We start from the raw sequence: 21,795 nt of genomic DNA, 5'->3' as shown, positions 1-21,795 counted from the left end.
TCAGAGCAAGGAAATCGTTTGAGCGAGCGAGTGACAGAAGGCAGTGGCCAGCAGGCCGGCAAGGTCAGGTCGGCCGGCATGGGCTTCATCTTGATTGCCGTGCTGATCGATATGATCTCGATCGGCTTGATCATTCCCGTGCTGCCGCCCTTGGTGGGCACCTTCACCCAGAGCCCATCCGAGCACACGCTGGCGCAGCTGGCCGTGGCCTTTGCCTTCGGCATCGCCAATTTCTTTGGCTCGCCCGTCCTCGGCGGTCTGTCGGACCGCTATGGCCGCCGCCGTGTCATGCTGATCGGCTTCTCTGGCTTGGCGCTGAGCTTCTTCGTCACTGCCATGGCCGACGCGCTGTGGATGCTGATCGTGGTTCGCCTGTTCTCGGGCGCCATGCAGGCCAATGCGGCCGTGGCCAATGCCTATGTGGCCGATATCACGCCGCCGGCCGAGCGCGCCAAGCGCTTCGGCATGCTGGGCGCGGCCTTCGGCATGGGCTTCATCCTGGGCCCGGTACTGGGCGGTTTGCTCGGTGACATCAATCTTCACCTGCCTTTCTATGTGGCCGGCAGCATGGCGGTGTTGAACTGGATGTATGGCTTCTTCGTGCTGCCCGAGTCGCTGCAGCCCGAGAACCGCCGCGCCTTCGACTGGCGCCGTGCCAACCCCTTCAAGTCCCTGAGTCGCGTGCGAGAGCTGAAGGGCGTGGGCCCCCTGGTCTATGTGCTGGCGCTCAGCGGCTTGGCGCAGATGATTCTGCAAAGCAGTTGGGTCATGTACACCACCTACAAGTTCGGCTGGGGTCCCAAGGACAACGGCCTGTCCCTGTTCGCGGTCGGCGTGATGGCGGTCTTGGTTCAGGGCGTGTTCCTCAAGCACATCCTCAAGCGCGTGTCGGCCGCACGCCTGGTGCTGCTGGGCCTGGCCTCGGCCGTGCTGACCAATACCATCTGGGGTCTGTCCAGCGCCGGCTGGATGATGTACGCCGCCATTGGCGTGGGCGTGCTCAGCTATGCCGCCGGCCCGGCCTTGCAAAGCCAAATTTCCAATGCCGCCGATGCCCGCAACCAGGGTGAGACCATGGGCGCTATCTCCTCGCTGAACAGCCTGATGGCGGTGATCGCGCCGGTGCTGGGCTTGGGCCTGATCTACCTGGTCAGCGAACTGCCCAAGGGCGACTGGCGCATTGGCGCCCCGTTCTATTTCTGCGCCGCGCTGCAGGCGCTGTCCCTGTTCTTCGCCTGGCGGCACTTTGCCCGTGTGCCGCAGGAGAGCCCCGTGGAGGCCGCACCTGCCGCCCCATCCGGACCCTGAATTCAAAATCCAGACAGAGAGTGAAAGCCCGACCATGCATGACAAAGTCCTGATCCTTGATTTCGGTTCCCAGGTCACCCAGCTGATCGCCCGCCGTGTGCGCGAGGCCGCGGTGTTCTGCGAGATTCACCCCAACGATGTCTCGGACGAGTTCATCCGCAGCTACGCGCCCAAGGCCATCATCTTGTCGGGCAGCCACGCCTCCACTTACGAAGACCACGAGCTGCGCGCGCCGCAGGCGGTCTGGGATCTGGGCGTGCCGGTGCTGGGCATCTGTTACGGCATGCAGACCATGGCGGTGCAGCTGGGTGGCAAGGTCGAGTGGAGTGACCACCGCGAGTTTGGCTACGCCGAGGTGCGAGCCCACGGCCACACCAAGCTGCTGGACGGTATCCAAGACCACGCCACGCTGGAAGGCCACGGCATGCTCAAGGTCTGGATGAGCCACGGCGACAAGGTCACCGTGCTGCCGCCTGGCTTCAAATTGATGGCCGAGACACCCAGCTGCCCGATCGCCGGCATGGCCAACGAGGAGAAGGGCTATTACGCCGTCCAGTTCCACCCTGAGGTGACACACACGCTCAAGGGCCAGGCCATGTTGACCCGCTTCGTGCGCGACATCGCCGGCTGCAAGGGCGACTGGATCATGGGCGACTACATCGAAGAAGCCGTGGCCAAGATCCGCGAGCAGGTCGGTGATGAAGAGGTCATCCTGGGCTTGTCGGGTGGCGTCGATTCCTCGGTCGCCGCGGCGCTGATCCACCGCGCCATCGGTGACCAGCTGACTTGCGTCTTCGTCGACCACGGCCTGCTGCGTCTGAACGAAGGCGATATGGTCATGGACATGTTCGCTGGCAAGCTGCACGCCAAGGTGATCCGCGTGGACGCCAGCGAGCTCTTCCTGGGCCAGCTGGCCGGTGTGACCGACCCCGAGAAGAAGCGCAAGATCATCGGCGGCCTGTTCGTCGATGTGTTCAAGGCCGAGGCGGCCAAGCTCAAGGCGGCTGACGCCGGAGCCAAAGGAGCCAAGTGGCTGGCTCAAGGCACCATCTACCCCGATGTGGTGGAAAGCGGCGGCACCAAGACCAAGAAGGCCACCACCATCAAGAGCCACCACAACGTCGGTGGGCTGCCCGAGCAACTGGGCCTGAAGCTGCTGGAGCCTCTGCGCGAGCTGTTCAAGGATGAAGTTCGGGCCCTGGGTGTGGAGCTCGGCTTGCCGCCCGAGATGGTCTACCGCCATCCTTTCCCAGGCCCCGGCTTGGGCGTGCGCATCCTCGGCGAAGTGAAGAAGGAATACGCCGATCTGTTGCGTCGTGCCGACGCCATCTTCATCGAAGAACTGCGCGGCTGGAAAGATGAAGCCAGCGGCAAGAACTGGTACGACTTGACCAGCCAGGCCTTCACCGTCTTCCTGCCGGTCAAGAGCGTGGGTGTGATGGGTGATGGCCGCACCTACGACTATGTCGTCGCCCTGCGTGCGGTGATCACCAGCGACTTCATGACCGCCGATTGGGCCGAGCTGCCCTACGGCCTGCTGCGCAAGGTCTCGGGCCGCATCATCAATGAAGTGCGCGGCATCAATCGTGTCACCTACGACGTTTCGACCAAGCCGCCTGCGACCATCGAGTGGGAGTGATCGCTATGGCCTGAACTTGATGCTCAGGCCGTGAAAGAAAAAAAGGCGGCCTTGCGGGCCGCCTTTTTGTTTCAGCTCGGCAGCGATGAAGGCTCAGAAGAAACCCAAGGCATTGGGCGAGTAGCTGACCAGCAGGTTCTTGGTCTGCTGGTAGTGGTCCAGCATGGCCTTGTGGGTTTCGCGGCCGATGCCGGATTCCTTGTAGCCACCGAAGGCCGCGTGCGCCGGATAGGCGTGGTAACAATTGGTCCAGACCCGTCCGGCCTGGATGGCGCGGCCCATGCGGTAGGCGCGGCTGCCGTCGCGCGTCCAGACGCCGGCGCCCAGGCCGTAGGGCGTGTCATTGGCGATCTGCAGGGCCTCGGCTTCATCCTTGAAGGTGGCCACGGCCAGCACGGGGCCGAAGATCTCTTCGCGGAACACGCGCATATTGTTTGTGCCCTTGAACAGCGTGGGCTCGATGTAATAGCCACCGGCCAGCTCGCCGCCCAGCTGCTTGCGGCCGCCGCCGATCAGCAGCTGCGCGCCTTCCTGTTTGCCCACTTCCAGATAGGACATGATCTTGTCCATCTGCAGGGCCGAGGCCTGGGCACCCATCATGGTGTCAGTGTCCAGCGGGCTGCCTTGCTTGATGGCGGCCACGCGCTTGAGCGCACGCTCGATGAAACGGTCGTAGATCGACTCTTGGATCAGCGCCCGGCTCGGGCAGGTGCAGACTTCGCCCTGGTTGAAGGCGAACAGCACCAGGCCTTCGATCGCTTTGTCGAGGAAGGCATCGTCCTGTGCCATCACATCGTCGAAGAAGACATTCGGGCTCTTGCCGCCCAGCTCCAGGGTCGCTGGAATCAGATTGGTCGCAGCAGCCTGGGCGATCACGCGGCCGGTGGCGGTGGAGCCGGTGAAGGCAATCTTGGCGATGCGCTTGCTGGTGGCCAGGGCCATGCCGGCTTCCCGGCCGTAGCCGTTGACGATATTGAGCACGCCCGGCGGCAGCAGGTCGGCAATCAGCTCGGCCAGTACCAGAATGCTGATCGGGGTCGACTCCGCGGGCTTGAGCACCACGCAGTTGCCTGCGCCCAGGGCAGGTGCCAGCTTCCAGGCCGCCATCAGGATGGGGAAGTTCCAGGGGATGATCTGGCCGACCACGCCGAGCGGTTCGTGGAAGTGATAGGCGACGGTGTGGTCGTCGATCTGGCTCAGCGCGCCTTCCTGTGCGCGCAGGCATCCGGCGAAGTAACGGAAATGGTCAGCGGCGAGCGGAATGTCGGCATTCAGGGTTTCGCGGATGGGCTTGCCGTTGTCGACGGTCTCGGCATAGGCCAGCAACTCAAGATTGGCGTCGATGCGGTCGGCGATCTTGAGCAGGATGTTGGCGCGGGCGGCGGCATTGGTCGCGCCCCACTGGGCGCTGGCCGCATGGGCTGCGTCGAGAGCGAGCTCGATGTCCTCGGCGGTGGAGCGAGCCGCGCGGGTGTAGACCTGGCCGCTGATGGGGGTGATGACATCAAAATACTCCCCCTTGACCGGTGGCACGAAGCGGCCGCCGATGAAGTTGTCGTACTGGGCTTTGTAGGCGAGTGTGGCGCCGGGGGTGTTGGGGCTGGCGTAAAGCATGTCGGTCTCCATTTGTAGTGCGGTCAGTCCTGGTCTCCAGGCCTGTGTTCTAAAGGCATGGCTTGCGTCGAATCCATCCGCGGATGGATGTCGCCGCAAGCACACCTGTGAGATGACTTGCAGGGAGCGTGCCAGGCGCCTGGCTTGTACGGGAAGCCCCGGCTTTTCTGCACGAGACGGGGAGCGAGTTTGGAGTCCGGCCCCCTGGTGCCGACGCCTGTGACGGCGCACTGTCACGAAACAGCACAGTCTTGGGCGTCGTTTGGCACAACTTCCGTGGAATTCGACGGGAAGTCGCCAAAAGGAGTGCAAATGCTTGGCAGCGGCCTGCGGCCTGTTAAGGTCGCCCTGCGATGGTGGGTGCAGGCCGCAAAGGCGTGCCTCGGTTGAACCTCCGCATCCGATTCAGAGCCCAAGCAAGGGCCGACCACGGAGACATGTGAGATGACTGCGAATGCTTTGATGAGCCTGCGGGCGGCGCCCAGCCGCTTGCGCCAGGCGCGCCGGCAGCTGCTGGAAACCGGGGAGCTGGCTGACGGCTTGCTGGATCCCCGCCTGCAGGCCAGCTGGCTGCGCAGCCGGGCTTTTGGCCTGACTCCGGAGGGCCGTGCGCAAGGTGTGCCGCATGCCTCGGCCGCCCAGCTGGCACGCTCGCTGGAGCAGAGGCGGGCCTTGCTGGCCCAGGCCCGGCCGGTGATGGAATTCGTGGCAGATCAAGTCAAGGCCAGTGACAGCCTGGTCATCCTGGCCGACCCGCAAGGCATGCTGTTGCATGCGCTGGGTGATGATGGCTTCGCCGACAAGGCCGCCCGGGTGGCCCTGCGGCCCGGCGCTGTGTGGCTGGAGCAGTGGCGGGGCAGCAATGCCATCGGCACGGCCTTGGCAGACGGGCGTCCCGTGGTCATCAACGGCGCCGAGCATTTTCTGGAGCGCAATGGTTTCCTGACCTGTGCGGCCGCACCGATTGCCGACTCCAGCGGCGCCTTGCTGGGCGTGCTCGACATCTCCGGCGACCGTCGCGGCTACCACCCTCACACCCTGGGCCTGGCGCGATCGGCAGCGCGCATGATCGAGCATCAGCTGTTCCAGGCCCGCCATGGCAGCGGTCTGGTCTTGCGTCTGCATGCCCGCCCCGAAGGCCTGGACACGGTCACCGAGGGGCTGCTCGCGCTGGCTGACGACGGCGTGATCTTGGGCGCCAATGGGCTGGGCCTGGAATGGCTCAGTCTGAACAGTGCCGCGCTGGGGCGTTGCACGGTCGAGGCGGCGCTGGGTTTGTCCATGCAAACGCTGCTGGGCGATGGCCTGCTGGCGCAGCCGCGGCAGCTGCAGCGCGCCGATGGCAGCCTGCTTTCTGGCCGACTCGATGGCGCGCGGCCGCGTGCGCGCGCGGCCGTTTCTGTGCCGGCGGTCTCGTCGCCGGCGGTTTCGGCGCTGACTGCACTGCCTGCACGCTCCGCTCTACCCGACGCGGTGGTGCCGTCATCCGATGCGCTGAGCGCCCTGGATACGGGCGATGCCGGCGTGCAAGGCTTGCTCTCGCGGGCCCGGCGCGTCTTGGGCAAGCCGATAGCGCTGCTCTTGCAGGGGGAGTCCGGTGTCGGCAAGGAGCTGCTGGCGCGCGCCTGCCACCAGAGTGGGCCGCGTCGCAACGGACCGTTTGTGGCCATCAATTGCGCGGCTCTGCCCGAGTCACTGATCGAGGCGGAGCTGTTCGGCTACCGCCCGGGCGCCTTCACCGGTGCGCTCAAGGAGGGCGCGCCGGGCCTGCTGCGGCAGGCCCACGGGGGCACGCTGTTCCTGGATGAGATCGGCGACATGCCTCTGGCCTTGCAGGCTCGGTTGTTGCGCGTGCTGCAGGAGCGCCAGGTGTCGCCCTTGGGCGGCGGGCCGGCGGTGGCGGTGGACTTCGCCCTGATTTGCGCCAGTCACCGGCGCCTGCGCGATGAGGTCGAGTCGCAGCGTTTCCGTGAAGATCTGTACTACCGGATCAATGGCCTCAGCCTCTTGATCCCGCCCTTGCGTCAGCGCAGCGACTTTGCGACGCTGGTGGAGCGACTGCTCAAGGACGCAGAGCCGACGCGCAAGCTCAGTGTGGCACCCGAGCTCTTGGCGGCGCTGGGGGCTCACCCATGGCCCGGCAATCTGCGCCAACTGGCCAATGTGCTGCGCACCTGCTGTGCCTTGTTGGATGGCGCAGAGGCGCAGATCGATTGGAGCCATCTGCCTGACGATATCGCCGAGGACTTGAACGCTGCAGCGCAGGCGACTCGCGCGGCCGCGCTGCCGCCATTGACTCCGGCGGTGGACAGCGCGCTCGATCTGCGTCTGCAGTCCAGTCGCTGTGTGCAGCAGGCCCTGGCGCTGGCCCAGGGCAACCGCAGCGAGGCCGCGCGACGCCTCGGTGTCAGCCGCAATACCTTGTACCGGAAGATGCGAGAAGCGGGTCTGGAACCGGAGCAGGGCGGCGGCTTCGAGTAGGCTGGCGGCTTGTCAAACCGAAGCGGAGGCGAGTCGATGCGCGCAGCTTTCAGCATTCTTGGCCTGGTGATCGCCCTGGCCGTGGTCTTGTTCTTGGTCAAGCAGCAGGCGCGCACGCTGGCGCCGACCACGGCTCCAAGCTCCGCGCCGGGCAGCGCCGCCAGCGCGACGGCGACGCGGCCCGAAGCTGTGCGGCAAGAGGTGCAGCAGCTGATCGATCAAGCTGCGGTGCGTGCCTCAGAGGCGCTGCCCTGAGGGCTTTCCCTGGGTGCGCTGAGGGGCTTGCTACACTGCGCCGGGCCGACCATGTCTGAAACCCGCATCCTCACCCCCGAGCCCGCCGTCGCCGCCATTTCGGCCGCCTTTTCGGCCGCCGATGAATTCGCCATGCGCATCGCGCTGGACCAAGCCCATAACGCCTGGCTTGCAGGGGAGGTGCCGGTCGGCGCCGTGCTGATGCGTGCCGGCCAGGTGATCGCCACCGGCTACAACCGCCCCATCACCACGCACGATCCCACGGCCCATGCCGAGATCGTAGCCCTGCGCCATGGTGCCACGCTGCTGGGCAATTACCGCCTGCCGGAATGTGAGCTGTTCGTGACTCTGGAGCCCTGTGCCATGTGCGCGATGGCCATGATGCATGCGCGCCTCAAGCGGGTGGTGTTTGCCGCCCGCGACCCCAAGACTGGCGTGGCCGGTTCGGTGCTCAACCTGTTTGAGCAGCCGCAGCTCAACCACCACACCTGCATCCAAGGCGGCGTGCTGGCCGAGCCCTCGGCCCAGCTGCTGCGCGAATTTTTTGCACAGCGGCGCGATGCTGCCCGGCAGCGCCGCGCGGCTGCGCGCGCCGAAGCGCCCGGTGCGGAGCAGCCCGACGCCATCCCGACCGGTGATGTGACGCATCTCGATTTCTCCCCTGAACCTCCATCGGAAACCTTGCCATGAGCGCCTCCAACAGCTTGACCCTCTACACCCCGGCCGGCGTGCTGGCCCATGCGGCGCCGCTCAAACGAGCTGCCAAGCGCCTGGAGAAGCTGGGGTTTGCCGTCACGGTGGATGAGGACGCCTTGGCTCGGCACCAACGCTTTGGCGGTGACGACGCGACTCGCCTGGCGGCTCTGCACCGCGTGGCCACCGTCGCGCCCAGCGTGGCCCTGGCCACCCGTGGCGGCTACGGACTGACCCGCTTGCTGGACCAGATCGACTGGAAATTGCTCGCACGCAGCGTCGAGCAGGGCACGCGCTGGGTGGGCTACAGCGACATCACCGCTTTGCAACTGGGCTTGCTGGCCCACGCCAAGGCACAGAGTTGGGCTGGCCCTTTGGCCTGCGGCGATTTCGGCCGCAGCAAGGACGAAGGCGGCGTCGATGACGTCACCCAGGACTGCTTCGTCGAGGCCATGGACGGACTGCTGGAGGCCGTGGGCTTTCGCACCGAAAAAGGCTTTGAGGGCCTGGGCCTGAAGGGTCAGCTTTGGGGCGGCAATCTGTGCGTGCTGACCTCCATGCTGGGTACACCGCATTTCCCGCGCATCAAGGGCGGAGTGCTGTTCCTTGAGGACGTGGGCGAGCATCCTTACCGGGTGGAGCGCATGCTTTTGCAACTGCAGCAGGCCGGCGTGCTGGACGCACAGAAGGCGGTGCTGCTGGGCGAGTTCAGCGCTTGGAAGAAGTCGCCGCTGGACCGCGGTTACACGCTCAAGCATGCGATCGAAGCGGTGCGCGCGCGCACCAAAACGCCTATCCTGACCGGGCTCCCCTTCGGTCACGTCGACACCAAGATTTGCCTGCCCGTTGGAGCCAAGGTCGAGCTGGTGGTGGAGGGGCGCGATGTCATGATGGGCTGGCAGGGTGATCCGCAGCATCGCCATGATCACTCCGAGCCTCATTCCGAGCACGCCCACTGAATCTCACTGGCCACCGCTTGGCCATGTCGGCGAGCCCGTGAGGGCTTGCCCCGGAGCTTTCGAGTCAGCCTAACTGCTGGCTTGCTCTGTCGCCCATTCGAGCCCGCCACCCGTCGAGGAATGACGTTTCAGGGTGGCTTTGCCTGCCGTCGGGCGCGTGTCGCCCGGGCGACATGAGGGCGCTGAGCGTGCATTTCCCGTTGCGCCTGGGCGACAGCGCGCATCTTTACTTTTGGCAGGGTTGCCCTTGTGGCGCTAGCTCTGCATGGCCTTCTGGGCTGCAATTTCCGTGAGGAATCAAGCACCTAGCGGCGGGGCTTGGGTGTGAAAAACTACCTTTCGAAAATACGCCGCGCGTAGTTTCCCTAGGCTGTCGGGAAGCTTCCAGGCTCGAAGAATGTAGCCAAGCGTGCGTTCAGCGCATCGAGGCTTTCATCAATCGCCCTGCATGTGCTGACCATGCTCTGTGTCTATCGACCTTGCAATTTCCCCCAGGAGTAGCTCATGTTCAAGAAATCCCAGATCAGCACCGCTGTCTGGACCGCCCTCGGCGGTCTGGTGCTGTCTGCCGTGCCCGCCCACGCTCAGCAAACGCTGGAGCGCATCGAGGTTACCGGTTCGTCCATCAAGCGCATGGTCGATACCGACAGCGCCTTGCCCATTTCCGTGATTTCGGCCGCCGACCTGCGCGCCACCGGCGTCAATTCCGCCGAAGGCGCATTGGCCAAGATCGCCGCCAGCCAGTCCATGACCGGCAGCTCGCAGACCATCGGTTCGGGCACAGGCGGCGCCGCCTACGCCAATCTGCGCGGCCTCGGCTCCAACAAGACGCTGGTGCTGTTGAATGGTCGCCGCGTGGCTGCCTTCGCCTTCAGCTCGGCCTCTGTTGACCTGAACTCCATCCCTTTCGCCGCGATCGACCGTGTCGAAGTGCTGCGTGACGGCGCTTCGGCGATCTACGGTACCGACGCCATCGGCGGCGTGATCAACTTCATCACCAAGCGCGACTACCGTGGCGTGGACGCTTCGGTGAACTACTCCAAGCCCAAGGAAGAGGGCGGTGTCAAGAAGGGCGTCGCCGTCAGCGGTGGCTTCGGCAATCTGGAAGCCGATGGCTTCAACGTCTGGGCCTCGATCGACAAGCAGACCAATGAGAACGTTCGCGCCGTGGACCGCGATTTCGCCCGCACGGGTGTGATCCCGGACAAGGGCTTGCTGAAGACCTCGGGTACGTCCTTCCCGGCCAACTTCTCGCAAGGCAGCCTGAGCGGCAACCCGTCGCGCCCGAACTGCGCTCCGCCGTTCTCGCTGAACTTGCCGGACGTCTCTGCGAAGACCTGCCGTTTTGACTACACGGCCTTCATCGACATCATCCCCGACACCGAAACCAAGACCGGCCTGCTGAAGGCATCGGCCAAGGTTGGCGGCAATTACCTGTCGCTGGAGCACATGGCGACGGACAACAGCAATATCGCTCGCGTTGCGCCGGATCCGGTGACTGGCCTGAGCATGCCTGCCAGCAGCCCCTTCTTCCCGAAGACCTATCCGGGTATTGACGTGACCAAGCCCATCACGGTGGGCTGGCGCATGATCCCTGGCGGTGCGCGCACCAACCAGGCTTCGACCAAGGCCAATCGCACTGTGATCTCCCTGGATGGCACCTATGCCAACTGGGACTACCGTGCCGGCTTCTTCAATGCCGAGAGCAAGGGTGCTCAGGACATTCAAAACGGCTATGTCAACAAGTCGCTGATCCAGAAGGGCGTGACTGATGGCAAGCTGAATCCTTTCGGTGAAGCTGATGCAGCCGGTCTGGCCATCATCGAAGCCGCCAAGATGAAGGGTGTCTACTCCAATGCCAAGGGCAGCAGCCAGGGCTTGGACTTCAATGCCTCGACTCAGCTGTGGGACATGGCCGGTGGCCCGGTTGGTGTGTCGGTGGGTGCCGAGTTCCGCAAGGACAAGTACCGCAATGACACTGTTGACAGCATCGTCGACAACGTGCCCTCCCTGGGTGTGGCGCCTTACCACGTGAGCGGCGATCGCAAGATCTCTGCCCTGAGCACCGAGTGGCTGTTCCCGGTCAGCAAGGATGTGGAACTGACCTTCGCCGGTCGCTTCGACAAGTACTCTGACTTTGGTTCGACCTTCAACCCCAAGGCCGCGATTCGCTGGACTCCGGTGAAGAACGTCAATGTGCGCGCTTCCTACAACACTGGCTTCCGTGCGCCGTCCCTGGATGAGGTCTATGGCCCGCAAGCCGTCAGCTTCACAGGTGACCCGTACGACGATCCGGTCCTGTGCAAGGGCGGTGTTGTGCAGCCCGGTGGCGTTGAGTCGCGTGACTGCGGCCAGCAAGGTCAGATCCAGTCCGGTGGCAACACCGAGCTGAAGCCTGAAAAGTCCAAGACCTTCTCGCTGGGCTTGGCCTTCGAGCCGGTCAAGGGCCTGACGGCTTCGATCGACTACTGGAACATCAAGATCACGAACTCCATCTCGGCTGTGTCCGAGCAGGCGATCTTCGGTGACCCGGCCAAATATGCATCGCGCTACAAGCGTTGCAAGGACTTGAGCTCGGAGATGCAAGCCACTTTGGATCGTTGCAATACGCCCGAGTGGAAGAACTCCAATGCCCTGGGCTATGTGGTTGCTCTGAATGACAACCTGGGTGACGTCAATACCGATGGTTTCGACTTCGCTGCGGGTTATGCCTTCAACAATGCCATGGGCCGCTTCCAGCTGGGTTGGGAAGCCACCTATGTTCGTAGTTATGAGTACCAGCGCGACAAGGGTGATCCGTTCATCCAGAACGTCGGCAAGTACACCGACTCGAGCCCGGTGCTGCGTTGGCAACATGCCGTGACCGTGAACTGGCGTCTGGGTGACTTCAGCACCAACTTCGGTCTGAGTCACAAGTCGGGCTATGTGGACCAGAACGCGGTGGAGGACAAGTACCTCAACAACGTCAAGGCTTACACCCTGGCCGATCTGTCGGTGACCTGGAGCGGCATCAAGCACACCAAGTTCACTGTCGGCGTGAAGAACCTGTTCGACACCAAGCCGCCGTTCTCGAACCAAGGCACCGTGTTCCAGCAGGGTTATGACCCCCGTCTGACCGACGCTTACGGCCGCACGCTGCTGGTTCGCGCCAGCCTGTCGTACTGATCGTTACGAACGCCTCGCAAGAGGACAAAAACGCGGCCCCAGTGGCCGCGTTTTTTTTGCCGGCGGGCCCGAGTTGGCAGCACCTTGATCCTCGAAAACCCTAGCCATTGCCACACCGTTTGGCTCCTGGATACCACTAAAATACCAGTAGAGCTTGGATGCTCTTGTGTTGGTCTTGCCCCAGGGTGCTTTGCAGCACTTGCTGCCAGCCCAGTTCTTCGGGTAAGCCCCATGTCAGGCGGTCTTTGGAACTCGTTTATGATCGCAGGCGTTTGAGCATTTGCCCTAATTCGGTTCGCCGAGTGGGTGAAAGTCAGGCCGAAGCCCGTGGTCGAAAGCTGACGGGCATTTTTGTTGTAGGAGTTGTCGTTGATGCCGATATTGGCTGTGTTTTATCAATGTTTGATGAAGCGCATCTGTTCGGTACCATGCGTCACTCAAAGGTTCGAGACGGGCGCTGCGCAGGGGCTGAACCCCCACGTGTCTTGATGAAAGAATTTCGCAGTCTTAAGAAGGAGCGCGCATGAACTTTGCGCAGGATAAGCAAGGCTCGTCACGCTTTACGGGTATCGGCATCGTGGTGATGATCCACGTGTTGATCGCGTGGGCGTTGGCAAGTGGACTGGCCCGGAAAGCCATTGAGGCGGTCAAGGGTCCCATCGAGACCAAGGTGATTGAAGAGAAGGTCAAGCCGCCGCCGGAGCCGGAAAAGATCGTGCCGCCTCCGCCGGATCTGAAGGCTCCGCCGCCGCCCTTCATTCCGCCCCCGGAATTCCAGGTCACGGCACCCACGCCTCCCGCGCCGGCTATCCAGTCGACTCAGGTCGCTCCGCCCGCTGCTGCTCCCGTTCGCCCGGCTCCTGCGCCAGCTCCGGCTGCAGCACCCGCGCCGGCACCGGTTCGCACGGGTCCCAAGACCGCCGGCATGGTCTGCACCAAGATGGGCAAGCCGGAAGTGCCTTCGGTGAACTGGAGTGGTGAAGCCTTGTATAAGGTGACCGCGACAGTGAAGTCCGGTCGTGTGGCCAGCATCGAGGTGCAGAGCTTGCGGCCTGGTGTGGATCGCAAGGCGCAGCGCGCCATCATTGCGGCCATTGAGGAAACGCTGCGCGACACCTACGAATGCCCGGGTGATCACGTGTTCGAGCAGGAATTCCAGTTCCGCATCGAATAAGCCAGCGTCAGGCTAAAGTTCTGCAAGACCCCAACACTGGGGCAGGGCATCGCCCGGCCCCATTCCTCTCAAACCGATTTCGATTTCGATTTCATTCGCAGGAGTTGACTCCATGATTTCTCGTATTTCCGGCCTGTTCGCCGCCATCGCTTTTGCTGCGGCAATGGCTGTTTCGCCTGTGCAAGCTCAAGAAGCTGCTGCTTCCGCTGCTGCACCCACCGAGGCAGTTGCTCCTGCTGCCGACGCCGCTCCCGTGGCGCAAGCCGCCGCCAAGCCGATTGACAACCCGTACGGCCTGCAGGCCATGATCGCTCACGGCGACATGGTGTCCAAGGGCGTTCTGGCCCTGCTGCTGATCATGTCCATGGGCAGCTGGTACATCCTGATCACCAAGCTGTGGGACACCCAGAAGTTGTCCAACGAAGCCAAGGACGTGCGCGCCACCTTCTTCAAGAAGGCCAGCTTGGCCGAAGGCATCAAGGGTCTGAAGGACTCCAGCGCATTCCGCTACATCGCGGCCAACGCCGTCGAGGCTTCGGAGCACCATGAAGGCGCCCTGACCGAGAACATCGACCACAACACCTGGGTGTCGACCAACATCGAGCGCTCGGTGGCAGAAGTGCAAGGCCGCGTGCAAACCGGTCTGGGCTTCCTGGCTACCGTTGGTTCGACCTCGCCGTTCATCGGCCTGTTCGGAACCGTGTGGGGTATTCTGCAAGCGCTGACAGCCATCGGCGTGGCCGGCCAAGCATCCATCGACAAGGTGGCCGGCCCTGTGGGTGAAGCGCTGATCATGACCGCCATCGGTCTGGGTGTCGCTGTTCCTGCTGTGCTGGGTTACAACTGGCTGGTGAACCGCAACAAGACCGTCATGGGCCAAGTGCGTGCCTTCGCTGGTGACCTGCACGGCGTCCTGATGGGCAACCGTCAAGTTGCCAAGCGCTAATCAGCGCTGACCCGGAGAACCCATCATGGGAATGAACGTCGGATCTTCTTCCGGCGATGATGAAGTGGTCTCAACCATCAACACCACGCCCCTCGTGGACGTGATGTTGGTGCTGTTGATCATCTTCCTCATCACCATCCCGGCGGTGGTCAGCACGGTCAAGGTTGAGCTTCCTAAGGAAACCAACGTCGTCCGCGTGACCAAGCCTGAGAACATTGATATCTCGGTCACCAAGAGCGGCGAGATCTACTGGAACACGCAGCTGGTGCCTGATGTCGATGCCCTGGTGCAGCGACTGGGCAAGGTGGCTGTACTGAATCCGCAGCCTGAGGTGCATGTTCGTGGTGACGACAAGTCGCGCTACGAATCCGTGGGCCGTGTGGTTTATGCCTGCCAGCGCGCCGGCATCATGAAAGTCAGCTTCGTCACCGAGCCGCCTGCGCGCGGTGGTTGAAGCGAGGAGCGAATAGCATGGGAATGAATGTAGGTAGCTCCTCCGGTAGTGACGAGCCCGAAGTCATGATGGACGTCAACACCACGCCGCTGATCGACGTGATGTTGGTGCTGATCGTGATGCTGATCATCACGATCCCGATCCAGCTGCACTCGGTGAACCTGGACATGCCACCCCCGAGCAACTCGGTGCCGCTGAAGGATCCTGTGGTCCACGTGGTGCTGATCGACTTCGATGGCAAGGTCTATTGGGACGAGAACGAGCTGCCCAACCATGAGGCTGTGGAAGCCAAACTGGCTGAAGTGGCTGCCGAGGCAGATCAAGCTGAAGTGCACATCAAGCCCAACAAGCTGGCCGAGTACGGCGCCGTGGCTGCCGTTATGGCATCTGCGCAGCGACTGGGTGTCAAGAAGATGGGCATGGTCGGCAACGAACAGTACGTCAAGTGAGACGGCGCAAGCCGTGAGCTGAGACGTCAAATGAACAGCGCGCCGTCCGTCAAGGGCGGCGCGTTTTTTTTCGCAAAGAGGGTAGAAGACGATGAAGATCAGGACATTGGCCTCGGTCGCTATTGGCACCATGGCGTTTGTGTTTGGCAGCGCGCCTCAGGGCGAGCTGGGCTTTGCGCAAGCCCAGGCGCAGGCCGAAGGCGTGCGTCCTCAGGTGGGCAAGGCTTTGAAAGACGCCGTCGCCTTGATCAAGTCCGGCAAGTACAAGGACGCGCTGGCCAAGGTGCATGAAGCGGAAGCCGTCAGCGGCCGCAATGCCACCGAGAACTACAACATCGAAGCGATGCGCATGGCTGCCGCTTCGGGTGCCAGCGACACCGATTCCATGGTCAAAGCCTTTGAGGCCTTGAAGGCCAGCGGCAAGCTGTCGGGCGCCGAACAGCTGCGCTATATGGAGTCCATCTCGGGCACCTATTTGCGCAACAAGGACAATGCTCGCGCCCTGACCTGGGCCCAGCGCTACTTCAAGGAAGGCGGCAACAGCCCCACCATGAAGCAGGTCCTGACGTCGGCACAGTTCAATTCCGGCGATATGGGGTCCATCATCAAGGACACCGAAGCCGAAATTGCTGCCGACGAAAAGGCAGGCCGTACGCCCTCGCAGGACAAGCTGAACCTGTTGCTGAGCGCCGCCATCCGTCAAAAGGACGGCAACGCCGAGCAACTGGCCATCTCCAAGCTGCTGAATTACTACCCGCGCAAAGAGCTGTGGACCCAGGTGCTGTCGGGCATCCAGACCAAGAAGGGTTTCTCGGATCGCTTCTCGCTGGACGTTTACCGCCTCAAGCTGGCCACCGGCAACCTCAAGGATGCCAACGACTATATGGAAATGGCCCAGCTGGCTGCGCAGGCCGGTTTCCCTGAAGAAGGCAAGCAGGTCGTGGACAAGGGCTTCGCGGCCAATGTTCTGGGCCAAGGCAAGGAAGGCGAGCGTCACAAGCGCCTGAACGACCTGATGGTGAAGCGCATTGCAGAAGCAAAGGCGGCTCTGCCGGAGGCTGAAAAGGCTGCGCTGGCTGCCAAGGACGGCAACGCCCTGGTTGCGCTGGGCTTGGCTTACTCCTTCCGTGGCGATGCTGCCAAGGGCGTCAAGTACATCGAGCAAGCGATCGAGAAGGACAACCTGACCCGTCCGGAAGACGCCAAGCTCTATCTGGGCCTGGCTCACTCCATGGCCGGCGAGGCGTCTAAGGCGCAAGCCGCGTGGCGTTCGGTCAAGGGCAACGACGGTGCGGCCGATCTGGCTCGCCTTTGGAGCATCCACGCTCGCAGCGCCAAGCGCTGAGCATTCGCCTGCATTTGCCGGCTCAGGTCTGACTCCGGTCGGGCCTGAGTCGGCGATGGCAGCCGAACGAAAAAGGGCCTCGGCGCACAGCCAGGGCCCTTTTGTTTTGCCGGATCTGCTTTGTGCTTACTTCGGTGCCAGGCGGATGGCACCGTCGAGGCGGATCACTTCGCCGTTCAGCATCTCGTTGGTGACGATCTGATGCACCAGCTTGGCGTAGTCGCCCGGAGTGCCCAGGCGCGAAGGGAAGGGCACGCCGGCAGCCAGGGCGTCCTGCACCTCTTGCGGCATGCCGAAGAGCATGGGCGTGCCAAAGATGCCGGGGGCGATGGTCATGTTGCGGATGCCGTTGCGGGCCAGATCGCGGGCGATCGGCAAGGTCATGCCGACCACGCCGCCCTTGGAGGCGGCGTAGGCTGCCTGGCCGATCTGGCCGTCATAGGCCGCCACAGACGCGGTCGAGATCAGCACGCCGCGCTCACCGGTGGGCTCCGGGTCGTTCTTGCTCATGGCTTCGGCGGCCAGGCGGATCATGTTGAAGCTGCCGATCAGGTTGACCGTGATGGTCTTGCTGAACAGGGCCAGTGCATGGGCGCCGTCCTTGCCCACGGTCTTGGCAGCCGGGGCGATGCCAGCGCAGTTGACCAGGCCGAAGAGTTTGCCCAGGCTCAGGGCCTTGGCGACCACGGCCTGGCCGTCGGCTTCCTGGCTGACGTCTGCCTTAACGAAAGCGCCGCCCAGTTCAGCTGCCACGGCCTCGCCGCGCTCGACCTGCAAGTCGGCGATCACGACCTTGGCGCCGTGCGCTGTCAGCATGCGTGCCGTGCCCTCGCCGAGGCCCGAAGCGCCGCCGGTGACGATGAAAACCTTGCCTGCGATGTCCATGTTCAATCCTTTGAAAGAAGGGTTGGTTGACGTTGACGTAAACGTCAATTATTGGTCAAAAGAAAGCCGCATTGAAGCGGCTTTGCTCGAGAAGAAAAAATGTTCAGCTCAGGGCTGCCAGAGCGCGCTGGGTGATGTCATCGACCGAGCCGATGCCTTCGATGCAGCGGTACTGGGGAGCGCCGGCTTCACCGCTGGCGGCCCAGTTCGAGTAATAGGCCACCAGAGGACGGGTCTGGGACTGATACACCTCGAGGCGCTTCTTGACGGTTTCTTCCTTGTCGTCGTCCCGCTGGATCAGCTCTTCGCCGGTGCCGTCGTCGCGACCTTCCACCTTGGGTGGGTTGAACTTGACGTGGTAGGTGCGGCCCGAGGCCACATGGACGCGGCGGCCGCTCATGCGTTCGATGATGGCGCTGTCGGGGACGTCGATTTCCAGCACATAGTCCAGCTTCACGCCAGCCGCCTTCATGGCGTCGGCTTGCGGGATGGTGCGGGGGAAGCCGTCGAACAAAAAGCCCTTGGCGCAATCCGGCTGGGTGATGCGTTCCTTGACCAGGCCGATGATGATGTCATCGCTGACCAGGCCACCTGCATCCATGACCTTCTTGGCGGCCAGGCCCATCTCGGTGCCGGCCTTGACGGCAGCACGCAGCATGTCGCCGGTGGAAATTTGCGGGATGCCGAATTTTTGGCAGATGAAGGCAGCTTGGGTGCCTTTGCCGGCGCCGGGGGCGCCCAGAAGAATCAGTCGCATGGGTCTCCTTGATGCAGCAGGGAAGGCGCGCAGGGCCCTCTTCAACAGCGGGCGAGGATAGCATGCGCTGACCTACGCCAGACTGACGCAGGCCCCGCTTCTTGCCTCAGGGTAACCCCAGGGTTCAAGGGACGCCTTCAGTGCCCACCCGAGGCCCGCGCGCGGAACACGGCGCGCACGCGCTCGAGGTCCTCAGGGGTGTCCACGCCCGGGCCCGGCCGCTGTTCACTCACGTGCACTGCGATGCGCTCACCATGCCACAGCACACGCAGCTGTTCCAGCGATTCGATCTGCTCCAGCGGGCTGACTTGCAGCCGCGGGAAGCTGCGCAGGAATCCGGCCAGGTAGCCGTAGAGGCCGACATGGCGCAAGGCCGTGCCCGGCTGGGGCTGGCCTGGGTTTTGCGCTTGGCCATCGCGCCAGAAGGGAATGTGAGCGCGGGAGAAGTAAAGCGCCAGGCCGTTCTTGTCGGTCACGACCTTGACGACATTGGGGTTGGCGAACTCAGCTCGGCCTTCCGGGGTGTCGTCCAGCGCGTGGGCGACCGTGCTCATCACGCATTCCGGGCGCTGGCGCAGCAGTTCCGCGCAGGCGTCGATCATGGCAGGCTCGATCAGGGGCTCGTCGCCTTGCACATTGACGACCAGGTCCTGGCCGTCCAGGCCCAGCAGCTCGCAGGCTTCGGCCAGGCGGTCGCTGCCCGAGACATGGTCTGCGCGGGTCAACACCGCTTCGATGCCATGCGCGGCGCATGCTTGCACCACAGTGGCTGCATCGCTGGCCACGACCACACGCGCGGCCTTGGACTCTGCCGCCCTCTGCGCCACGCGCACGATCATGGGCAGGCCTTCGATCTCGGCCAAAGGCTTGTTGGGCAGGCGGGTGGAGGCCAGACGTGCCGGCACGATGACAGTGAAGCTCATGGCGCAGCGGGCTTGCTACCTTCTGCCTCCGGGTCGTAGGCCCGGGCTTCGTTCTCGAGCATCACGGGAATGCCATCGCGCACAGGAAAGGCGAGGCGGTCAGCATGGCAGATCAGCTCGCGACCGCCATCGGGGCTGCGCAGATGCTCCAGAGGGCCTTTGCACAAGGGGCAGACCAATATTTCCAGCAAACGGTTATCCATCGTCATCCCCATCTAGGTTCGGAGAGCAGGCTCGCGGGCCTGGCAGCCCAAGGCTGTCAGGCGCTCATGCAAAGCCTGCTCAAAAGCGTGTTCGGGCCGGAAGTCTAGCGTCACCACCCAGATCCGCGGCCCGCTGGGCGTGCTGCCGGGCGCCGGCCGCAGCTTGACGGCATCTTTCTCCGTCACCAGCACGTCTCCTGCGTCCGCGCACCAGGGGCGGGTGGCGTAGTCGAAATGGTCGGGTAGGGCGTGGCGCTCGGTGATCTCGAGGCCGCAGGCCTCCAGCATGTCAAAAAAACGCGCCGGCTGGGCCATGCCGGCGGCCGCGACCAGAGGGCGGCCGCGCAAGGCTTGCAAGCTGGACAGACTCGCCGCTTGGCCATCCCACCAGTCCTGCAGCGACACCGCGCCGCTGAGCGTGCGCTGCGCGAGATGACCGGGCAGGGTGGTGCTGGCTTGGGCGGCGTTGTAGAGCACCAGATGGTCGGCCGGCAGCCGGGCTTGAAACGGTTGGCGCAGCGGGCCGGCGGGCAGCACATGGCCGTTGCCGATGCCGCGGCTGTCGAACACCAGGATCGACAAGGCGCGCGGCAGGCGGCCATGCTGCAGGCCGTCGTCGCTGATCAGGATTTGCAACTGCGGGTGGGCTTGCAGCAGGGCGCGCGCGGCGGCCACCCGGTCGCGGCCCACGGCCACGGGTACGCCGCTGCGCAAATGGATCAGCAGAGGTTCATCGCCGACGGCGCGCGCCGGGCTGTCGCGTCGCACCAAGGCGATCTCGTCGCTGTCGCGGCCGTAGCCGCGCGAGATCACGCCGGCCGCCATGCCCCAGCCTTGGAGCAGATTGAGCAGCGCCAGGGTGGTCGGGGTTTTACCGGCGCCACCGACGATCCAGTTGCCGACCACGATCACCGGCACAGGCAGTGTTTCCGCGCGCTTCAGTCCCAATCGGTACAGCAGCTTGCGCCCGGCCCAGAGCAGGCGGTACATACCCGAGAGCGGCAGCAGGCAGGTGGACAGTGCACCGCCGCTGAGCCACTCGCGTTCAAGGCGCCGGGCCAAGGCCGGGGCGGCTGGGTCGCGCGGCCCGGCCATCACTGGCCGTTGGTCTGGGCGGCGAAGGTCAGGCGGGACAGCCCAGCGCGGCGTGCCGCATCCATGACATTGATCACCGATTGGTGAGCGGCCGAGGCGTCGGCCGAGACGATCACCATGGTCTCGGCGCGGCCCTGGCTGGCTTGGGTCAGCGCGGCGGTCAGCAGGTCAACAGTGCGACCTTCCACGGCCTGACCATTGATCACGTAGCGCCCATCGGCCGAGACGGCAATGATGATTTCCTGCGGCCGTTCCTTCAGTTGCTCGGCGTTGGCCACCGGCAGGGCAATCTGCAACTCGGTGAACTTCGAGTAGGTGGTGGACAGCATCAAAAAGATCAGGACCACCAAGAGGACGTCGATGAAGGGGATCAAATTGATCTCCGGCTCTTCGCTGCGGCGCTGTCTGAATTTCATCGTGGCAACTCCGGCGCCAACTCAGGCCGTGTAGCGTTGCAGCTGGCTGAGGAGGCGCTCGCCGCTCTGCTCTAGCTCCAGCACATACTCTTCCACGCGGCCACGGAAGTAGCGGTAGAACATCAGCGAGGGAATCGCCACCATCAGGCCGAACGCGGTGTTGTAGAGCGCGATCGAGATGCCGTGCGCCATTTGTGCTGGGTTGCCGCCACCGGGCGCCTGGCTGCCGAAGATCTCGATCATGCCGACCACCGTGCCCAGCAGGCCCAGCAAGGGGGCGGCGGTGGCGATGGTGCCCAAGGTGTTGAGGTAGCGCTCCATGCGGTGGATGGCGCGTCGGCCTGCGAGCTCGAAGACCTGGCGCAGCTTGGCTTCCTGCATCTGCGGCTCCAAGGTCACCGCGCGCAGGCCCGAAGCCAGCAACTCACCGAGCAGGGAATGCTCGGCCAGGCGGTTGACCATCTCGGGCGTGGGCAAGGTCTGGCTGCTGATCCCCAGCACCTCATCCAGCAGCCGGGGCGGCACGATGCGGCTGCGGCGCAGGCTGGAAAAGCGCTCGATGACCAAGGCCAGGGCAATAACGGAACAGATCAGCAGGGGCCAAATCGGCCAGCCGGCGGCTTGTATGATCGAAAACAAAGACAACCCCTGTCGTTGAATGCTGCGATTGCTGGAAAACCTGCCGCGTGCTCCGGCCCGTTTGGGTGGCTCGCGATTGCGGGCGATTATGGCCCGAAGCGCGTACCGTTCGAGTGAGTCTCTACCCGAGTCAGCGAGGCTGATCTCGGGCTGCCTCCTGAGAGCGAAGTCTGTCTCTTGGAACCATCCACTTCATCTGTGGATAACTTTGTGGGCAAGCTGATTTTTCAGGGCGCCAAGGCCCGAAAAATCAGGGGCTTAGATGAATTGCCTCTTTTTTGAGCAGAAAAAACACTTGAAAAACAAGCCTTTGTGTGTCTGTGACGGCACCATGACCTGCGCCACAGCCGGGCGGCCCATGATGGCTGTGGCTGTGGAGTTCTTGCGGGTGGACG

At 63.6% G+C, this 21,795-nt stretch carries 20 protein-coding genes; 12 read left to right on the top strand and 8 right to left on the bottom strand.

The features are described 5' to 3' along the window. Window positions 1–30: 30 nt before the first annotated feature. Both LNV23_RS09060 and guaA read left to right on the top strand, forming a co-directional pair. Window positions 31–1,308, top strand: coding sequence for an MFS transporter (locus LNV23_RS09060; protein WP_263562698.1), 1,278 nt, complete (start codon window positions 31–33; stop codon window positions 1,306–1,308). 34 nt (window positions 1,309–1,342) lie between these two features. After that, window positions 1,343–2,947: a glutamine-hydrolyzing GMP synthase gene (guaA, locus tag LNV23_RS09055; RefSeq protein WP_263562697.1), complete on the top strand. Its 1,605-nt coding sequence runs from the start codon at window positions 1,343–1,345 to the stop codon at window positions 2,945–2,947. Window positions 2,948–3,040: 93 nt separating this feature from the next. Here guaA and exaC read toward each other — a convergent pair whose 3' ends face one another. After that, window positions 3,041–4,561 (bottom strand): acetaldehyde dehydrogenase ExaC, encoded by a 1,521-nt coding sequence (gene exaC / locus LNV23_RS09050; protein WP_263562696.1) that lies wholly within the window; start codon window positions 4,559–4,561, stop codon window positions 3,041–3,043. Window positions 4,562–5,005: 444 nt separating this feature from the next. On the opposite strand from exaC, the gene LNV23_RS09045 reads away from it, so the two are divergent. The 10 genes from LNV23_RS09045 (at window position 5,006) to LNV23_RS09000 (ending at window position 16,482) form a co-directional block, all read left to right on the top strand. Further along, window positions 5,006–7,042 (top strand): sigma-54-dependent Fis family transcriptional regulator, encoded by a 2,037-nt coding sequence (locus LNV23_RS09045; protein ID WP_263562695.1) that lies wholly within the window; start codon window positions 5,006–5,008, stop codon window positions 7,040–7,042. A 36-nt stretch (window positions 7,043–7,078) separates the two neighbouring features. Beyond that, window positions 7,079–7,297: a hypothetical protein gene (locus tag LNV23_RS09040; protein WP_263562694.1), complete on the top strand. Its 219-nt coding sequence runs from the start codon at window positions 7,079–7,081 to the stop codon at window positions 7,295–7,297. Between the two features lie 51 nt (window positions 7,298–7,348). Continuing rightward, window positions 7,349–7,987, top strand: a complete 639-nt coding sequence (gene tadA, locus LNV23_RS09035; RefSeq protein WP_263562693.1) for a tRNA adenosine(34) deaminase TadA — start codon at window positions 7,349–7,351, stop codon at window positions 7,985–7,987. Further along, complete coding sequence (locus LNV23_RS09030) at window positions 7,984–8,949, top strand: LD-carboxypeptidase (protein ID WP_263562692.1); 966 nt, start codon at window positions 7,984–7,986, stop codon at window positions 8,947–8,949. Before tadA ends, LNV23_RS09030 begins: the two co-directional genes overlap by 4 nt. Window positions 8,950–9,453: 504 nt before the next feature. After that, entirely contained in the window at window positions 9,454–12,114 is a 2,661-nt protein-coding gene (locus tag LNV23_RS09025) for a TonB-dependent receptor (protein ID WP_263562691.1), read from the top strand. A gap of 523 nt (window positions 12,115–12,637) precedes the next feature. Beyond that, window positions 12,638–13,288 carry an energy transducer TonB gene (locus tag LNV23_RS09020; RefSeq protein ID WP_263562690.1) on the top strand — a complete coding sequence of 217 codons (651 nt, stop codon included), beginning with the start codon at window positions 12,638–12,640 and terminating at the stop codon, window positions 13,286–13,288. A 112-nt stretch (window positions 13,289–13,400) separates the two neighbouring features. Then, window positions 13,401–14,234, top strand: a complete 834-nt coding sequence (locus LNV23_RS09015; protein WP_263562689.1) for a MotA/TolQ/ExbB proton channel family protein — start codon at window positions 13,401–13,403, stop codon at window positions 14,232–14,234. 25 nt (window positions 14,235–14,259) lie between these two features. Next, the gene (locus LNV23_RS09010) at window positions 14,260–14,688 is read left to right on the top strand and encodes an ExbD/TolR family protein (RefSeq protein WP_263519256.1); all 429 of its coding nucleotides are present in this window, start codon (window positions 14,260–14,262) and stop codon (window positions 14,686–14,688) included. A 17-nt stretch (window positions 14,689–14,705) separates the two neighbouring features. Continuing rightward, on the top strand, window positions 14,706–15,137 hold the full coding sequence (locus tag LNV23_RS09005; protein ID WP_263562688.1) for an ExbD/TolR family protein: 432 nt from the start codon (window positions 14,706–14,708) through the stop codon (window positions 15,135–15,137). Window positions 15,138–15,228: 91 nt separating this feature from the next. Further along, the gene (locus tag LNV23_RS09000) at window positions 15,229–16,482 is read left to right on the top strand and encodes a hypothetical protein (protein ID WP_263562687.1); all 1,254 of its coding nucleotides are present in this window, start codon (window positions 15,229–15,231) and stop codon (window positions 16,480–16,482) included. A gap of 126 nt (window positions 16,483–16,608) precedes the next feature. On the opposite strand, the gene LNV23_RS08995 is transcribed toward LNV23_RS09000, so the two are convergent. From LNV23_RS08995 to LNV23_RS08965, 7 genes are all read right to left on the bottom strand, one after another. Beyond that, complete coding sequence (locus tag LNV23_RS08995; protein WP_263562686.1) at window positions 16,609–17,367, bottom strand: 3-hydroxyacyl-CoA dehydrogenase; 759 nt, start codon at window positions 17,365–17,367, stop codon at window positions 16,609–16,611. Window positions 17,368–17,470: 103 nt separating this feature from the next. Further along, entirely contained in the window at window positions 17,471–18,124 is a 654-nt protein-coding gene (gene adk, locus LNV23_RS08990) for an adenylate kinase (protein WP_263562685.1), read from the bottom strand. A gap of 137 nt (window positions 18,125–18,261) precedes the next feature. Then, a complete protein-coding gene (kdsB, locus tag LNV23_RS08985; RefSeq protein WP_263562684.1) occupies window positions 18,262–19,047 on the bottom strand; it encodes a 3-deoxy-manno-octulosonate cytidylyltransferase in 786 nt (261 codons plus the stop codon). Further along, window positions 19,044–19,250 (bottom strand): Trm112 family protein, encoded by a 207-nt coding sequence (locus LNV23_RS08980; protein WP_263562683.1) that lies wholly within the window; start codon window positions 19,248–19,250, stop codon window positions 19,044–19,046. The genes kdsB and LNV23_RS08980 overlap by 4 nt, the downstream gene beginning before the upstream one ends. Before the next feature lie 12 nt (window positions 19,251–19,262). Continuing rightward, complete coding sequence (lpxK, locus tag LNV23_RS08975; RefSeq protein WP_263562682.1) at window positions 19,263–20,345, bottom strand: tetraacyldisaccharide 4'-kinase; 1,083 nt, start codon at window positions 20,343–20,345, stop codon at window positions 19,263–19,265. Then, entirely contained in the window at window positions 20,345–20,761 is a 417-nt protein-coding gene (locus LNV23_RS08970) for an ExbD/TolR family protein (RefSeq protein ID WP_263519264.1), read from the bottom strand. Before LNV23_RS08970 ends, lpxK begins: the two co-directional genes overlap by 1 nt. A gap of 21 nt (window positions 20,762–20,782) precedes the next feature. Then, window positions 20,783–21,400, bottom strand: coding sequence for a MotA/TolQ/ExbB proton channel family protein (locus LNV23_RS08965; RefSeq protein WP_263562681.1), 618 nt, complete (start codon window positions 21,398–21,400; stop codon window positions 20,783–20,785). Between the last annotated feature and the right edge of the window lie 395 nt (window positions 21,401–21,795).

The organism is Kinneretia sp. DJ1R-11, assembly GCF_025717595.1.
In the GTDB taxonomy this organism is placed as follows: Bacteria; Pseudomonadota; Gammaproteobacteria; order Burkholderiales; family Burkholderiaceae_C; genus Paucibacter_A.
This window is presented reverse-complemented; position numbering and strand designations above follow the sequence as displayed.

Bases quoted from the DNA above. Each gene is read 5' to 3' on its own strand.
- guaA (WP_263562697.1), top strand. From the start codon at position 1,343: ATGCATGACAAAGTCCTGATCCTTGATTTCGGTTCCCAGGTCACCCAG.
- exaC (WP_263562696.1), bottom strand. From the start codon at position 4,561: ATGCTTTACGCCAGCCCCAACACCCCCGGCGCCACACTCGCCTACAAA.
- LNV23_RS09045 (WP_263562695.1), top strand. From the start codon at position 5,006: ATGACTGCGAATGCTTTGATGAGCCTGCGGGCGGCGCCCAGCCGCTTG.
- LNV23_RS09040 (WP_263562694.1), top strand. From the start codon at position 7,079: ATGCGCGCAGCTTTCAGCATTCTTGGCCTGGTGATCGCCCTGGCCGTG.
- tadA (WP_263562693.1), top strand. From the start codon at position 7,349: ATGTCTGAAACCCGCATCCTCACCCCCGAGCCCGCCGTCGCCGCCATT.
- LNV23_RS09030 (WP_263562692.1), top strand. From the start codon at position 7,984: ATGAGCGCCTCCAACAGCTTGACCCTCTACACCCCGGCCGGCGTGCTG.
- LNV23_RS09025 (WP_263562691.1), top strand. From the start codon at position 9,454: ATGTTCAAGAAATCCCAGATCAGCACCGCTGTCTGGACCGCCCTCGGC.
- LNV23_RS09020 (WP_263562690.1), top strand. From the start codon at position 12,638: ATGAACTTTGCGCAGGATAAGCAAGGCTCGTCACGCTTTACGGGTATC.
- LNV23_RS09015 (WP_263562689.1), top strand. From the start codon at position 13,401: ATGATTTCTCGTATTTCCGGCCTGTTCGCCGCCATCGCTTTTGCTGCG.
- LNV23_RS09010 (WP_263519256.1), top strand. From the start codon at position 14,260: ATGGGAATGAACGTCGGATCTTCTTCCGGCGATGATGAAGTGGTCTCA.
- LNV23_RS09005 (WP_263562688.1), top strand. From the start codon at position 14,706: ATGGGAATGAATGTAGGTAGCTCCTCCGGTAGTGACGAGCCCGAAGTC.
- LNV23_RS09000 (WP_263562687.1), top strand. From the start codon at position 15,229: ATGAAGATCAGGACATTGGCCTCGGTCGCTATTGGCACCATGGCGTTT.
- LNV23_RS08995 (WP_263562686.1), bottom strand. From the start codon at position 17,367: ATGGACATCGCAGGCAAGGTTTTCATCGTCACCGGCGGCGCTTCGGGC.
- adk (WP_263562685.1), bottom strand. From the start codon at position 18,124: ATGCGACTGATTCTTCTGGGCGCCCCCGGCGCCGGCAAAGGCACCCAA.
- kdsB (WP_263562684.1), bottom strand. From the start codon at position 19,047: ATGAGCTTCACTGTCATCGTGCCGGCACGTCTGGCCTCCACCCGCCTG.
- LNV23_RS08980 (WP_263562683.1), bottom strand. From the start codon at position 19,250: ATGGATAACCGTTTGCTGGAAATATTGGTCTGCCCCTTGTGCAAAGGC.
- lpxK (WP_263562682.1), bottom strand. From the start codon at position 20,345: ATGGCCGGGCCGCGCGACCCAGCCGCCCCGGCCTTGGCCCGGCGCCTT.
- LNV23_RS08970 (WP_263519264.1), bottom strand. From the start codon at position 20,761: ATGAAATTCAGACAGCGCCGCAGCGAAGAGCCGGAGATCAATTTGATC.